Genomic DNA, 16,633 nt, shown 5'->3' with positions numbered 1-16,633 from the left:
TAACTATATACTGAAAATTGCAATTTACTCTTCTATGACCTCTACATAAATGTCATGATCTTCTGAAAGTTTCTCTAATGTTTTAGCCAACAGTGGGTTTTGTTGTTCTTCAACGCCCATGTGTTCAGGGTCCCACTGGTATTCACGCTTTGGGACGGCTTCTACCTCCACGGTGGCACCGCTATCCATAGGCCGATTGATAACTTCACCATCATCGGTCATTACCTGTGTTCCGTCTAAACTCATAACGGGTATACCACCGTCATCATGAGCTGTCTTTTTCTTAGCAGATGAATCCTCATCTCCCTTACTGCTCGGTGGTTTTATACCTCTTGCTTTAAGAGCAGCTAACGCAGCCTCTCTAGCATTATTGCGAGCTTCGGAGCTTATAGGCTCTGGCGGTTTTACACCACCAGATACATCTTGGGTTTCAGATTGTATAGTAGCTCCAGACTTCTCTTCAGTATCCTGATTCGCTATAGGCGTAGAGGATACTGTTTCACCATTATCAAGTAAGTCTGTTTCTACCGGTGGTGGCGGGGCCTCAACAACCGGTGTAGGCTGTGACCTCTTAGGCTGTACAGCTCGATTAGACCGCGCTCCGCTAGCCATCATATATTCTTTATAGACATCTGTCTCTATATCGACAATCTCTAAAGACACGGAATAGCCCAACGCATATTGGAACGCTAATGCAATTTCCTTGCGATTTGCTTCATTAGTAGCCAAGGTAAGGGATATTCCCTTTTTAAAAGCTACTACTGCTTTTTCACGATCTACATAAATAACTTGGCCTTGACCAATAATATTATATGCTAATCCCTTATCGCTGTCCTTTAGATATTTTATCACAGTAGTCTGAATGGTTCTATATTCCCCAGAGTCCACCATGGTTTCACCGATAACAGCGACTTGGCTAATGCCTGTATTCTTTTGACGTCTCGTATGTCTCGTCGTTCGAGACGTGCTAGTCTTAGGTGGTACTGCACCAGAATTCTTCATCGGTGGTGGAGTCATACCAACACCATGCATAGGTGGCGGCGTCAAACCTATAGTAGCCGTTTGATTACTACCGCTAGGTTTCGATTCCGCTACAATAGGTGAAGGCTTATGATTTGTTGGCACCTCATGAATCGTAACAGATTCGTATTCCTCCATAGGTGGTGGAATAAAATCATCATCTACCACATTTGATCTTGATGCATTAGGTGTAGCCACAAAATTAATAGATGGCGCCGACATCGGTGGACCTTGTTGTTCCAACTTAGCTAATCGATTAAGAAGCCCTTCGCGAGATTCTCGCTCTGAATGTTCCAAGACTGATAAGCGTTCTTCCACATCGTCATGAGCCTTGGATACGCCTGCACATAAAACCAATAGGCCCATTTCAATAACCGTGCGTGGATTATCTACCTGTTTCGCATCGCTCATGATGGATTGTAACTGTTTAATATATTGATTGATGGTACCAAACTCAATGTCTTGTGCTTGTTCTAAGAATTCAGTGCGGAACGAATCATATACCTTTAATTCCTCCGCATCAGGAGCGACCTTAGCAATCAATAGAGCTCGTAAGTGTTGCGTAAGAGCCTCCATGATTTGGGCCCCATCACGCCCTTCACTGAGTGCATTTTGAATATATTTCAATACAGCTGGGCCATCTCCATCGTGCAAGGCAGCTAGGAATTTGATAATCCAGTCCTTGCTAACGAGACCAATGAGTTCCTCTACAACAGAAGGTGTAATCTCGCCGCTAGCCATGCCCACACATTGATCGAGAATACTTAACGCATCGCGCAAGCCCCCATCCGCATGAACCGCGATAAGACGTGCTGCATTATCCTCTAAGGCAAAGCCTTCTTTATCTGCAACATATTGTAACCGCTGAGCAATATCATCAGATGTGATACGTCTGAATGTATATCGTTGACAACGAGATACGATGGTAACAGGCAATTTTTCAATCTCAGTGGTCGCAAAGATGAACATGACGTGGTCGGGTGGTTCCTCTATCGTCTTTAATAGGGCATTCCACGCTTCATTGGTAAGCATATGGGCTTCGTCGATGATGAATACCTTTTTACGCCCCTCTACAGGCATAAACTTTACGCTTTCACGAAGAGCACGAATCTCATCGATACCACGATTTGATGCCGCATCAATTTCGAGGACGTCCATAGATTGACCACTCAAAATCGATTTACATACGCTACATTCATTACAGGGATGGTCTGTAGGACCATGTTCACAGTTAATGGCACGAGCAAAAATCTTGGCCATACTCGTCTTACCTGTCCCGCGCGGGCCGGCAAATAGATACGCATGAGCCACCTTATCCTCGCGAATAGCGCGCATCAACGTATCTGATACCTGATGTTGCCCAACCACATCGGTAAACGTCTGCGGACGATACTTACGATATAGAGCCATATATGCCATAGGAACACCCCCTTTTCCCTGTAAACAGTCCGTAATTAGCAATACTTTATTATACCATATTACACAAAAAAGAGGGCGTCCTTTCACGTCCTCTTTGCATGTAACTAATACCCGTTTTAGCTTCAATAATAGAATAAAAAAAGCGGCCCCCCAGGCCGCCTTGCAATATTCGATCACGACAGCCCCCGGGTTCCCCGTGGCACATGAAGGTTACCGCTTAGTGCTGCTACCTCTCAGTCCTGACACGATTCACAGGCCCCCATTGCACGGGCCCGAGAACTGCCATGATCCAATATTGCAATACAAATATTATACATGAAAATGCCTCTATAGTCAAAACTATAGAGGCATTCTACATTACATTCTCTCTAAGTTATATTAGATTAGAACTTATTTTGCATATTTTTCTTTAAATGCAGCCAATTGAGCTTCTTCTAAGGACAAGCCTTGTTCTTTGAATCGTTCAATAGCAGCATGCATTTCTTCGTATGCTACAGGAACAACCTTAGTAAATCTATTGGCAAAGTTATTCCAGTTTTCAAGGATATGACGGCCTTTTGTGGAATTAGTATGCAATACATGTTGTTCGACTAATTCTTTGATTCGTTTAAGGTCATCATTATTAGCAGGACGTAATTCTACAAGACCAGTATTTACATAACGTTCATCGCAATCGAGGATGTACGCATAGCCACCGGACATACCGGCTGCGAAGTTACGACCAATTTTACCGAGTACAAGAACCTCGCCACCTGTCATGTATTCACAACCATGGTCGCCTACACCTTCCACAACAGCTGTAATACCACTGTTACGAACAGCGAAACGTTCACCAGCTACACCATTGATATAGGATTTACCAGATGTAGCACCATAGAAGGCAACGTTGCCGATAAGAATGTTTTCATCAGCTTCAAAAATAGATTTCTTAGGAGGGTAAACAACGATGGTACCGCCGGATAAACCTTTACCGAGGTAGTCATTCGCATCCCCTTCGAGTTCTAATGTCATGCCTTTTGGAATGAAAGCACCAAAGGATTGACCTGCAGAACCTTCAAAGTTCAACTTAATTGTGTTATCTGGAAGTCCGCTTTCACCATAACGACGTGTTACCTCAGAACCAACTAATGTACCTACTACACGGTTAATGTTGTTGATAGCCAATTTAGCGCGAATAGGTTTTTGATCTTCGATAGCAGGACGGCACATACGCAAGAGTTTGGACATATCCAATGTGCGTTCTAATTCATGATCTTGATCGATGGTATGCATATGACCAACAGACACATCGATGTATGGATGGAACAAGATACGTTTCAAATCGACACGAGACAATTTGAAGTTATCGTCTTGAGATTTTTGACGAACCAGATCGATACGGCCAACGAGTTCAGCTACGGAACGGATGCCTAAGCGAGCCATGATTTCACGCAATTCACGTGCAATGAAGATCATCAAGTTTTCTACATATTCAGGTTTGCCGTTGAAACGAGCACGTAATTTTTCATCTTGTGTAGCCACGCCATAAGGGCATGTATTGAGGTTACATACACGAGCCATTTTACAGCCTACAGCTACAAGTGGTAATGTACCGAAACCAAACAACTCAGCACCAAGCATAGCCGCAACAGCTACGTCGAAACCAGTCATCAATTTAGAGTCTACCTCTAATTGAACGCGGTCACGCAAACGGTTGAGCATCAATGTTTGATGAGTTTCAGATAAACCAAGTTCCCAAGGCACACCAGCATGTTTTACAGATGTACGACCAGCCGCACCTGTACCGCCGTCATAACCGGAAATCAAGATATTATCTGCTTTTGCTTTCGCCACACCAGCTGCGATTGTACCAACGCCAGCTTCGGAAGTCAATTTAACGGAAATGCGAGCATCTTTATTGACGCATTTCAAATCGTAAATTAATTCCGCCAAGTCTTCGATGGAGTAAATATCATGATGTGGTGGAGGAGAAACAAGTTCTACACCTGGTGTGGAGTGACGAGCCTTACCGATTTCAGGATATACCTTTTTACCTGGTAATTGACCACCTTCACCTGGTTTAGCACCTTGTGCACATTTGATTTGCAATTCTTTTGCATGAATCAAGTAATTAGCAGTTACACCGAAACGACCGGATGCAATTTGTTTTACTTCAGAGTTCATGCTGTCGCCATTTGGCAATGGTTTAAAGCGTGCAGAATCTTCGCCACCTTCACCAGAGTTAGATGTAGAACCAAGACGATTCATCGCAATAGCGATTGTTTCATGCGCTTCTTTACTGATGGCACCATAACTCATAGCGCCTGCTTTGAAGCGTTTTACGATAGATTCTTCAGGTTCAACCTCTTCAATAGGAATACCGCCGCCTACAGGATAGTTCAATTCCATCAAGGAACGCAATGTAACGTGGTAATCGTTGCGGATAGCTTTAGAGTATTCCTTATATTTTGCATAATCCCCGTTGATAAGAGATTCTTGTAAAAGATCAATTGTTTTAGGGTTGAATAAATGTTCTTCCCCGTCTTTTACAGGGCCGTACCAACCGCCTGGTTCGAGAACAGATTCGTCTTTTTTGAAAGCTCGATCAAAGCGAGCCAACGCTTCTGTAGTAACACCATACAAACCAATGCCACCGATACGTGTTGGTGTATTTACGAAATATTTTTTAATGAAATCAGAGTTAAGACCTAATGCTTCAAAGATTTGAGCACCATGATAGGAACGCACTGTGGAAATACCCATTTTGGACATAACCTTCATAATACCACCGACGGCAGCCTTAATATAGTTTTGTTCCGCCTTTTCTAATGTAATATCACCAAGGCGTTTGCGCGCATGTAAGTCTTTGACTGTTTCAAATGCCAAATAAGGGTTGATAGCAGTTACACCATAACCGATCAATGTACAGAAATGATGTACCTCACGAGGTTCACCAGATTCAAGAATCAAGCCAATTTCTGTACGCAATACTTTGCGAATCAAGTGATTATGAACAGCTGCCACAGCTAAAAGTGCTGGAATTGGCGCATGGTTCGCATCAACACCACGGTCAGATAAAATTAATACGTTTTGATCTGTACGTGCTGCTTCTTCTGCTTTTTCACACAATTCTTTAAGCGCTTCGCGCATTCCGTCTACACCCTTAGATGGGTCAAAAAGGATTGGCAATGTCACAGATTTCATACGACGGCAAGCAAGAGCTTTGATAGATGCCAATTCTTGGTTTGTAAGGATTGGTGTACGCATAGACAATGCATATGTACCAGTCTTATTAGGATCTGTTAAGTTGCCGGAGTTGCCAAGCATTACGCGTGTAGATGTAACCATTTCTTCACGAATCGAATCGATTGGAGGATTTGTTACTTGCGCGAACATTTGCTTAAAGTAGTTATATAGTAATTGTGGTTTTTCAGAGAGGATTGCCAAAGGCGCATCGGCACCCATGGCACCTACAGGATCTTTACCATCCTTTGCCATAGGCACAATCATGCGTACCAAATCTTCTTGAGTATAGCCAAATGCTTGTTGTTGCTTAAATAAATCGTCTACAGCTGGCACATCACTTTCATCAGCTTGTGTAATTTCAGACAAATGAATAACATGTTCTTTTACCCATTCATCATATGGCAATTCAGTTGCAATGCGTTGTTTAATTTCATCATCGGAAATGATACGTTGTTCTGCCGTATCGATAAGAAGCATTTTGCCTGGTTCCAAACGACCTTTTGCGCGAATATTTTCTGCATTTTCGTTCACAACGCCCACTTCGGATGCCATGATAACGCGATCATCAGTTGTTACATAGTAACGAGCAGGACGCAAGCCATTACGGTCGAGAACACCGCCGATAACAGTCCCGTCCGTGAAGCCCATAGCAGCAGGACCATCCCATGGTTCCATCATAAAGCTATTGAATTCGTAGAAGTCATGTTTTTCTTGGCTCATGAGCTTATTGCGTTCCCAAGGTTCAGGAATCATCATCATGATTGCATGAGGCAAGGAACGACCTGTCATGTGCAAGAATTCCAATGTGTTATCAAACATAGCAGAGTCAGAACCGCTATCATCTACTACAGGGAATACCTTTTTAATATCAGGGAACAATGGAGACTCAGCTTTACCTTCACGAGCATTGATCCAGTTTACGTTACCGCGAATTGTATTAATTTCACCATTATGAACTAAGAAACGGTTAGGATGCGCCCGAGCCCAGCTTGGGAATGTGTTCGTACTAAAACGGGAGTGAACCATAGCCAATGCAGATGTGAAATCAAGGTCGCTCAAATCAAGGTAGAAGTCACGCAATTGACCAGGAGTCAACATACCTTTATATACAATTGTTTTAGAGGACAAGGATGCAATATAAAAGTCGCTAGATAGTTCCTTACTCAATGGAATAATGCGTTTTTCCGCCAATTTACGGATAACATATAATTTACGTTCAAATTCCGCATTATTCGTTACATCAGGGCCTTTACCAATGAGAATTTGGATCATCCAAGGACGAATAGCAGCCGCTTCCTTACCAACTTTAGTACCATCTACAGGCACTTCACGCCAACCGAGAACGACTTGCCCCTCTTCGCGTACTACTTCTTCAAAAATACGTTTTTGCTCATTGCGAAGACTTTCATATTTATGCGCAAAAATCATGCCCACACCATATTCGCCTGCTGCAGGTAAACTAATGCCCAACACTTCGCATTCACGTTTAAAAAATTCATGTGGGATTTGTACCAAGATACCAGCACCATCGCCTGTATCCTTATCTGCACCAGCACCACCACGATGCTCAAGACGCTCTAAAATACGCAAGCCATCATCGATGATATCATGGGATTTTTTGCCCTTAATATTTACGACAAAACCCATACCACAGGCATCTTTTTCAAATTGGCTGCTATACATGCCATTTGCTTCAAGTCTAGCCTGATCTAAACGTTGTTGATCAATAACGCTACCATTCATCTCCATAGCTTTTGTACTCCTTCTCATATCACTTGATGTTTCACAACCTCTATAATCATTATATATAATCCTTGTGAAAGTTACTTTCATTTCAATATTCATATAAAATTTAGATTCTATAGAATTTAATGTCTATACACAGTATACCAAAGTCCACTGTAAATTGATAATATAAAAACCGCAATCTAACTTGCGGTAAAATCATAGCCATATGCGTATTTTGTATACATGATTCATTATAGGAAAACAAAAAAGGGGTAAAATTTTTCCACCAGCCGATTCCACTTAGCCCTCAAGGCTTCGTATGGCTAGCGTCAAAACTTTAACCCCTTCCCTTTACAGTACTACTACTGATAGTTATAAATTAAGCAAACACTTCATCAAAGCGTGCTTCATCAATCAAAGTTCCTACATAGAAATCGCTGAAGATACCATATCGTGCACTCGCTTCTTCAAAGCGCATATCGTAAACAATTTTCTTAAATTGGATATCGTCATTACTAAAAATAGTAACGCCCCATTCCCAATCATCGAGACCAACCCCACCCGTAGTGTACTCAGATAGTACTTCTAAGTATGGTCTACCAGTGATTCCATGTTCACGCATCATACGACCGCGTTCCTCTTGAGGCAACATATACCAGTTATCATTGCCTTCACGCTTCTTCGTCATATTATAAAAACAAATATACTTATCCTTTGGTACCGTTGGATACAATTTAGCATCCACCTCAGGCGTATCAAGCTTAGCTTTCACATATGCACTAACCTCGGTTACAGACGTATAAGAATACGTTTGAACAAGCACAGACGCAATCGTTAGACGACGGAATTTGCGTTCCCATTTTGCCAAATCCTCAAGAGACGGCGCCAAAATCCACAACAAAAGATCGCCCTTATAACCATTCACATCATAGAACGCATAACTGCCCTCTTTAGCTTGATGCATAGACTCCAACTCAGCTAAAAAAGATTTTAACTCAGCACGAGCCTCCTCCTTTTCAGCCTCCTCAAAACAATTCCAAGCACTAAAATCCATGGAAAACACCATATGTTGACTATGCCAACCCTCAACAGTAGGAATTGCCTTACCCATACAATCACTCCTTTTCACATAAAATATATAAAACACAATTTACAATTACAAAATTGAACCCCTAGCCCGAAGACCATACTCCTCTAGTCTGGGCTAAAGGAACCTTGTGTATCGGTTACCAGAAGTACTCTACAGTAGGCGATGAATTGCAGTTTAACCTACAGCAGGTGCGGGATGGCCTTCAGTAGGCGACTTTAGCAGGTCAAGGCCCTAGGCCGAAGACCGTTAAGCTAGCTGGAGCCTAATGAAGGCCATCTCGTACCGGCAACGTAGTTGCTATTACCGAAATCCATCGCCGACTACGTAGAACTACTTAACCGTTGCACAAGTTCCTTAGCCTGCTTTACCCCATCCGGTATCCCAATCCCATCAAACGGTGTCCCAATGAGATACAAATTAGGATAATGTTCTTTCACATGCTCCCGAACGGCTGCAATAGCAGCACGATGGCCCACATTATATTGAGGCATACAATGTATTAAACGATTGATCTTAATCCACTCTGGATTAGCTTTAAAGTTCATAATACGTTGAATTTCTTTAAGAGCTAATGCAGAAAGTTCTTCATCACTATAGCGCTCCACCACATCATTACCAGGTTTACCGATAAAAACGCGAAGAACGATTTTATCATCTGGCGTTGTTTGTGGCCATTTTTGATTTAATATGGTACACGCCGTTAATGGTGTATCCGTTTTACGAGTAATCAACAAGCCAGAGCCTTTTAGTTCGCCATCAAAGGTCGCTTTATCAAAGGCCATGATTGCAATAGCACAACTGGATTGTTCCATATTGCGTACGCCATCAAATCCAGTATCTCTAATAAACCAATCTTTATACGTAGCTGGTGGTGTAGAGATAACCAACATATGGGAGGTTTCTTCTCGACCATTCACATTATAACGATACACTGCATCAGCATACGATATATCTCGAACAAGGGCCTTAGTAGTCAATGTAACATTGGATGGCATTTGTTCCACAATCGCACTTACCACGCTTTCAAGACCACCCGTTAATTGTCTAAACATACCGGATTGTGATGCGGTTCCTTTTGATGCTTTTAGATTTCCATTCGTTCGCTGAATACTAGATTGTTTCTTATCAAATTGAGCATCCGTCATCGTTCCTTTACCCGCACGGGGAACGTCGCCTTCATTAACAGCACCTTTGGCAGCCTTAGAGACACCTGCCTTTTGATGGCTCATCTTAGCAGCAATCATGCCCTTAACCATATTGCCATATTTTTGTTCTACTTGAATAAAATGTGGAAACGTAGATAATAGACTGATTTTATAAATATCGCCACCATAAATACCCGCCAATAATGGCTCAATTAATTTATCCATCATTTCTTGACCTAAATGATAGCGGAAGAAATGACCAATCGATACATCGCCGTGAGCATCTAAGGGATACGGTTTCTTAAAATAATCAAGACCAGCACGCACTTTACCAGCCCAGGAAATTAAGGTCGCTTTCACAAAAGGCATCATTTCCGTAGGAACGCCCATGATGGAACCACCTGGAATTGGGTGAATATTGCCGCGGTCATACACATAGGCCTGCCCTGTTTCATTAGATACAAGCGTATCTGCTAGACCAAGATCTGTAATGAGATCCGTCATTTCCGTTTTGCGGCCCAAGTAGGAATCCGGTCCTAACTCAACAACAAAATCATCTACTTGTTGCGTTTGAATTTTACCGCCAAATCGAGGGGCCTGTTCATATAATTGTATCTGCCAATCTGGTTTGGCATGGCCTAAATAATAGGCTGCAGTAAGCCCCGTAAGGCCACCACCAACAATCGTTACCTTCACTTATTAATCCTTTCTCGTATAGCCTTTGCCATGGCCTCCATAAATAGGGTATTTCCATTGGGCATAGGCAGACGTTCATATGTAGCCCCAGCATTTTCAACGATATTCCGACAAATAATATCATTATCATACAAAATTTCTACATGATCGCTAACAAACCCAAAAGGAATACATACAATCCGTTTTGCTCCATCTATAAGAGCCTGTTCAATGACACTTTCAATGGTAGGGCCTAACCATTCACCATAGGGCGCCGCACTTTGCCATGCCTGATACCAGTGATTAAGGCCTACCATTTTTGCAATTTGATTTGATGCGGACATGACCTCATCTTCATAGCTACCAACCGTTGAAGTAGGTACACTATGGGCAGAGAAAATACAGGCTGTATCAGCTTGTAATGGATTCGCGGCCATCAACTGTGAACGCCAGTATTCAAAAAACTGTGGTCTATTCCACCAAGATTTAATAATTTCACAAGATATATCCGGATACGCTCGTAATATAGAATGTAATTTCCGTTCATACGCGCCTGTTCCAATCATAGAATAAAACGGCGATGTGACAATACATAAAATAGAAGTATACCCTGCAGTTGCTATGGATTCTATAGCTTGTTCCATACTATTAGGCATATGAAGATAGGCCAAATACATCGCGTCTATCGCCAATAGGGATTTAAGAGTTCTCTTTTGCTCTTCCCCCATCGTTTGCAACAGCTTATTATCCCATTGTCCGATGGCATCGTAACGAGCAGTTAGAACCTTCAACTCTCGTTCTGTCGGAATTTTTCCGCGTCGAATGCTCGTCAAATAGGGTAATAAATCAGATGGTTGACGAGGTGTACCAAAAGATAATAACAGTATAGCCTGCTTCATATTATCGGCTTTCACGAGCCCACAATTCACGGCTCTTTTCATGAACATAGTCTGTCAACCAATGTAATTTTGCTGGGTCTGCCTCAGGGAATACGCCATGCCCTAAGTTAAATACATGTTTACCATGGCGAACGCCATCCATTAAGATTTCATCTACCACCTTGGCTATTGTTTTTGTATCCCCGTATAAATAAGCCGGATCAAGGTTTCCCTGTACTGTTTGTGTAACACCTCTATCCTTAGCCGCCCCAAGAGAGCTTCGCCAATCTAAAGCGATAACATCAAGAGGTAATTTAGCCCAAGTAGAAATAAGGTGGTCTGTACCGACACCATTCATAGCGAGCGGCAAGTTAGGGAATCTAGATTTTACTGTGGAAATAATACGTTTCATATGAGGGAAAATAGCTTGCTCGTATTCTGTACTATTAACGGCACCCACCCAAGAGTCAAAGATTTGTAAAGCATTAGCACCAGCGCGCGCTTGCATTGACAAATACTCGATGGACATATCCGCTAGTTTTTCCATTAGTCTATTCCAAATTTCAGGTTTGCTGATTAACATCCCACGAGTTTTGTTATAACTTTTCGTAGGACCTCCTTCAATAAGGTAAGACGCGATAGTGAATGGTGCACCACAAAAGCCAATAAGAGGTACATCAAGCACCTCAGTAGTCAACAACTCAATAGTTTTGGAAATATACTCTACCTTTGTTGCATCAAACGCATATAATCGTTCAATATCTTCCATACGGCGTATTGGAGTATCAAATACAGGACCTACACCAGGTTTAATATCCACATTCACGCCAATAGCCACCATAGGGCTCATAATATCCTTATAAAGAATAGCCGCATCAACGCCATATTCTTTAACAGGCAGTTCTGTCACTTGTGCGCAAAGTTCTGGTTGTTTGGTAATTTCGAACAATGTGTACTTCTCTTTTATCTTACGATATGCAGCCTGACTGCGCCCTGCTTGGCGCATATACCATACCGGTGTTATGCCAGGGTTCTTGCCCTGAATCATATCTAAATAAGCAGTATTCAAATTTCCACCCCTTTCTACAAAACACACCCATACATGTATATAAGATTTTTTATTAGAATGTCACGCTTATATTAAAAGTGTACCCCAAAAGTGATGAATATGCAAAGCCACTTATTATCTATATTTTTAGGGATAGAAATTTATGCACGTTGTAATATATGCGTATCTATACCAGCAATAGCTTGACCCATGTAATACACTTGTTGCTGACATGTAAACAACCATATTTGTTGATGTTCACCAAGTTCAGCTAACAACTCAAGTGCACTCTTTTGGCGATCTTCATCAAATCGGACTAGGATATCATCTAATATGATTGGCAATGCATCCACTTGGTACGAAAAGACCTTTGCTAGTGCCAAACGCAGCGCGAGATACACCTGATCCGCTAAACCACTAGACCAATGATAAATCGGTAATCGTTCACCCCGTTCATTCAAAAGGGCTAAACCGTCTTGCAATCCCCACATATCAAATGTATAAGCACCATTCGTTAAACGTTTAATATACTGAGATGCTAATTCTAACATCTTTGGTTGTGACTCTTCTTCGTATGATTGTTGCGCTCGTTCCATACAATGAGCGATGACAACTTGAGTGGCCCAATCTTCCAAGGCAGATTCCAATTCAGATTCTAACTCTTGTCGTTGTTGAATGGCTTCCCGTTGCTCCTGATTTGAACCCAATGCACGCATAGCTTCCACGATTTGGCCTCGTTTCTCATAGAGGTTAGCCATCGCATCCTTGCGCGCATTCAGCTCTTGATCTGCATGGGCTAATTCATCAGTCCAATTCTCTTTATTCCCCTCACGCAAGCGGCGATAGAATAAATCTTTATTTTCACCATCTGGAGTTAACAAATCAAGCTGTACTTGGCTTTGTTTGTAAATCGTTTCCCATTGCTTAAACTGATCTTCATCAATGAGTTTTTGACGATATTCATTGGCACCGGACAATCCACTTTTTTCAAGCAAGGCTTTTTGTTCAAGTAAAAGTTCCTTTTCCTTGCGATGCCAATTATCATACTCCATACGATAGCTCTTACGCTGTGATTCTTTTTGTTCCCAACGTATCATTTGTTGTTGAAAGTTTTTATATTGGTTATAAATACGTTTTAGCTCAGTAGGAGACACAGGGGCTTCAACACCAAGGTTATACCATAAGGTAACAGCTTGGTCCTCTATAACGCGCAAAGATTCCTTATGTTCATCTAAGCGTTTCTCGTATCCTTCAATGGTCCGCAATTGTTCATAATACTGGTCAAATTCATGCTTCATACTAAAGAAATCATCTTCATCGAGACTCTTAGCCGCTCCTTCAGGAATCCATGCTTGCCATTCAGCCAAGGCTTTTTCATAATTAGCCTGTAATTGTTTACCTTCATCATTGTAACGTTGCTCAATAGCTGCCGTTTCCAAGTTCGGTACATCTGACGCCACAGGTAAAGGTGCATCCAATTGTGTTTCCAAATACGACTTACGTTGCTGTAAGCGTTCCAGTTCACGCATCAACCGAGCTACATCGGAATCATCTACATGGCGAAGGCGCCATCCATACCAGAACAATCCCAGTCCAAGTATTAATAGAATAATACCACCGATGCTATATAGTACAGATTCCAGTGCAATAAGTCCTGCCAGCGACATCAATACACCAACGACGGCTCCAATCCCCCCAATACGTTGCAACCAAATCGGCATCGTGGCCATACGTATGGAACCATGTTCTCCAAGTCGAGACTCTAGATCTACAATATCAGTCATAACAGCCTGCAACTCTTGCTGAGCCCAGGTGTTAACAGGGCTATTTTCACCAGTGTCAACAGATGAACTATCTTCACTAATTTTTGGTTCTTTTTGCAAGGATGGTGCTTGGCTTTGCCAATATAATAATTGATCCTTTGCGGTACGCAATCGTTTGGATAAACGTTCCCCTTCAAACCAATTCACATCAGTTGGCACCGATTCATCCTTGCGCCATGAAGATTGTAACCCTCTCGAGAAATCAAGTTGTTCTTTAACCTTAGCAATGTAGGCTTCGCCTTCTTCACACTCACGGCGCAATTGTTCCCACTTCGCACCTTGTTGAATCAAATCCTCTATATCTTGGCCATATGTAGTAAATGGACTATTAGGATCAAAATTTTCCGGTTTTAGTGCTTCTTCTTTATCAAGCCAAAGCTGCATATTCTGACGAGCTTCACGAAGGCCCTCATCAATACTTAAAAACGCATCGCGATCTAGTGTATCAGGAGATGTAAACTGTTGCATACGACGACGCGCCTCTTCGCTACGTCGATACGTATCCCATGCACGAAGCACCATCTCTACGCCTTCACGATAATCTTGCCATTCTTTGATTTGATTCTGAATTTCTGCTTCTGTATCCTCGGAAGCCTTCAACGCTTGTTGTAATTCTACATATTGCGTTTCATGTTCACCCAGTGCGGATAAACGAGCCTTATTTTCTTGTAATCGATCTATCAAAACATTGATGCGGCGTTTGCCCGATGCAGACGCAACCAGTAAGTCATTAGCATTGGTTTCAATGCTTTTTACTACACCACCGAGTTGCTCGCCCCCTTCGGCGCCAAAGAATCTAGCTCGTACATCTACTTCATTGAGTATATCTACGCCTTGAAGGTCCTCTAACGTAAGGCCGAATATGCGGTTATACGTTTTTTTATCGAGCCCATGCCACCACAATTGATTCGGCTCGTCCTTTATGCTAGGCTCACCAGGAGAATAAAAATCTAAATTCTTGTTTTGTCGGCCTAAATGATAAGCCGTCCCCTCTTTGTCGAGCTCAAGAGATCCACTTACATAACCATATTTTTTATGTTTACCGCCAAATAAAAGAGAACGCATACCTTCTAATAAGGAGGTTTTCCCACTTTCATTAGCGCCATATACAAGCTGTACACCGTTAGGACCGGATTTAAATGTCCAGTTTTCATACGGTCCAAATGAGTCGAGTCGAATCTGTTTAATGTTCATCGTTTACCCCCATTAACACCGTAACCCCTTCCATTTCACTGCGTTCCATAACTCGTTTCAATACATCGTCTGATAATAAATCTAAATAACTGCCAAGTCGTTTAGACTCAGGACGATCGACCAAGATTTGACGTACGGCCTCAATATCAGTAACGGTTTCATCATAGGCACGTAGATAATCGCCTACCATGTCGGACAATAAACGGCGCTCTGCCAAATTAACAGTAGGACGCGTTTTAGCAATCATGCGGTATGGCATAACAAAAATAGATTTACTCTTTTCCTCTGCCTGCGTCTCCCGTAGCCATAATTTTCGAACGGACTCATCCACGCATAAGCGATGCATTGGACCAGTTCCTACTAAATGGACTGATACCAATGTATTCTTATTATATTTTTTACGTAAGGACTGCTTTTTATGGCTCAACAAATCTAATAACTCACGTTCAGTTTGTATGCCTGCAATATCGATCTTTATATCTTCAAAACGAATGGCACTGGTCTCAATAAATTCTAGTTCACAATGTCCATTATGTGCTACGTTGACCATATAGCATCCTTTAGCGCCAGATTCCTTCCGATGTAATCCTTGAGGATTGCCCGCATATACGACCATAGGGTCTTCTGAAATCACCTGTGATTTATGGATATGACCTAGTGCCCAATAGTCCATAGCGCCTTGCATGATATCCGTCAAATTACAGGGCCCTGTTACATCATGATGTTCACTGCCCACACTAGATCCAACCGTTCCATGCATGACAGCAAGGGAAAACTCATCTCGTTCAAAGGCTTTATATTGTGCAGCAAAATTAGATTGTTCATTGCCATGACCACAACTGATGCCGTAAACACCACCAACTTCAATAGTATTAACCATCAACGGAAATCGTTGTACCTGTGTATCCGAAAACACATGTACATTATCAGGCATTGATAAACCAGCGCGCCAGCTTTCAGCAGGATCATGATTACCTTGCACCATATATACGGGAATATGCGCCTCCCACAAGCGATACATGGCACGTACAAATCGGACCTGAGCCTCTAAATTATGATCTTCACTATTATAAACATCACCGCTAATCACAACTGCATTAACGCGTTCGCGCACAGCGATTTCAATGATATTATTGAAAGCTTCATAAGTTGCTTCTGCGACAGCACGATCTACATGCCGACTCATCCCCATAGCATATTGAAAAGGAGCCCCTAAATGAAGGTCTCCACAATGTATAAAACGAAAGGGTTGCATATTGTCTCCTTTCCTAACTTATAGAATACTAATATCTAATTATACTATATATTTCTATATAATATGTAGGATATCATATTGTAAACTAATTTATTTATACAGTTGACAATTAGTATCCAAGAATACTACAATT

The 16,633-nt window shown here is 42.0% G+C and carries 8 protein-coding genes and 1 other RNA gene; all 9 read right to left on the bottom strand.

Annotated elements, in window-relative coordinates; all coding sequences use genetic code 11:
* Positions 1-24: 24 nt before the first annotated feature.
* Complete coding sequence (gene dnaX, locus HMPREF1477_RS07345) at positions 25-2,439, bottom strand: DNA polymerase III subunit gamma/tau (RefSeq protein ID WP_016476412.1); 2,415 nt, start codon at positions 2,437-2,439, stop codon at positions 25-27.
* Between the two features lie 179 nt (positions 2,440-2,618).
* Positions 2,619-2,718: signal recognition particle sRNA small type (gene ffs / locus HMPREF1477_RS09625), an RNA gene on the bottom strand.
* Between the two features lie 111 nt (positions 2,719-2,829).
* Complete coding sequence (gene gltB, locus HMPREF1477_RS07340) at positions 2,830-7,413, bottom strand: glutamate synthase large subunit (protein WP_016476411.1); 4,584 nt, start codon at positions 7,411-7,413, stop codon at positions 2,830-2,832.
* A gap of 358 nt (positions 7,414-7,771) precedes the next feature.
* Positions 7,772-8,503: a hydrogen peroxide-dependent heme synthase gene (hemQ, locus tag HMPREF1477_RS07335; protein WP_016476410.1), complete on the bottom strand. Its 732-nt coding sequence runs from the start codon at positions 8,501-8,503 to the stop codon at positions 7,772-7,774.
* A 299-nt stretch (positions 8,504-8,802) separates the two neighbouring features.
* Positions 8,803-10,323, bottom strand: a complete 1,521-nt coding sequence (gene hemG, locus HMPREF1477_RS07330) for a protoporphyrinogen oxidase (RefSeq protein ID WP_005379605.1) — start codon at positions 10,321-10,323, stop codon at positions 8,803-8,805.
* The gene (gene hemH / locus HMPREF1477_RS07325; RefSeq protein WP_232197183.1) at positions 10,320-11,216 is read right to left on the bottom strand and encodes a ferrochelatase; all 897 of its coding nucleotides are present in this window, start codon (positions 11,214-11,216) and stop codon (positions 10,320-10,322) included. The genes hemG and hemH overlap by 4 nt, the downstream gene beginning before the upstream one ends.
* Positions 11,203-12,249, bottom strand: a complete 1,047-nt coding sequence (gene hemE, locus HMPREF1477_RS07320; RefSeq protein WP_005379601.1) for a uroporphyrinogen decarboxylase — start codon at positions 12,247-12,249, stop codon at positions 11,203-11,205. The genes hemH and hemE overlap by 14 nt, the downstream gene beginning before the upstream one ends.
* 140 nt (positions 12,250-12,389) lie before the next feature.
* Complete coding sequence (locus HMPREF1477_RS07315) at positions 12,390-15,245, bottom strand: AAA family ATPase (protein ID WP_016476408.1); 2,856 nt, start codon at positions 15,243-15,245, stop codon at positions 12,390-12,392.
* Positions 15,235-16,500 (bottom strand): exonuclease SbcCD subunit D, encoded by a 1,266-nt coding sequence (locus tag HMPREF1477_RS07310; protein ID WP_016476407.1) that lies wholly within the window; start codon positions 16,498-16,500, stop codon positions 15,235-15,237. Before HMPREF1477_RS07310 ends, HMPREF1477_RS07315 begins: the two co-directional genes overlap by 11 nt.
* Between the last annotated feature and the right edge of the window lie 133 nt (positions 16,501-16,633).

It is taken from the genome of Veillonella sp. HPA0037, from assembly GCF_000411535.1.
Lineage (GTDB): Bacteria > Bacillota > Negativicutes > Veillonellales > Veillonellaceae > Veillonella > Veillonella atypica.
Note: the sequence above shows the minus strand (reverse complement) of the source record. Positions and strands in the feature narration are given on the sequence as shown.

Bases quoted from the DNA above. Each gene is read 5' to 3' on its own strand.
- dnaX (WP_016476412.1), bottom strand. From the start codon at position 2,439: ATGGCATATATGGCTCTATATCGTAAGTATCGTCCGCAGACGTTTACC.
- gltB (WP_016476411.1), bottom strand. From the start codon at position 7,413: ATGGAGATGAATGGTAGCGTTATTGATCAACAACGTTTAGATCAGGCT.
- hemQ (WP_016476410.1), bottom strand. From the start codon at position 8,503: ATGGGTAAGGCAATTCCTACTGTTGAGGGTTGGCATAGTCAACATATG.
- HMPREF1477_RS07315 (WP_016476408.1), bottom strand. From the start codon at position 15,245: ATGAACATTAAACAGATTCGACTCGACTCATTTGGACCGTATGAAAAC.
- HMPREF1477_RS07310 (WP_016476407.1), bottom strand. From the start codon at position 16,500: ATGCAACCCTTTCGTTTTATACATTGTGGAGACCTTCATTTAGGGGCT.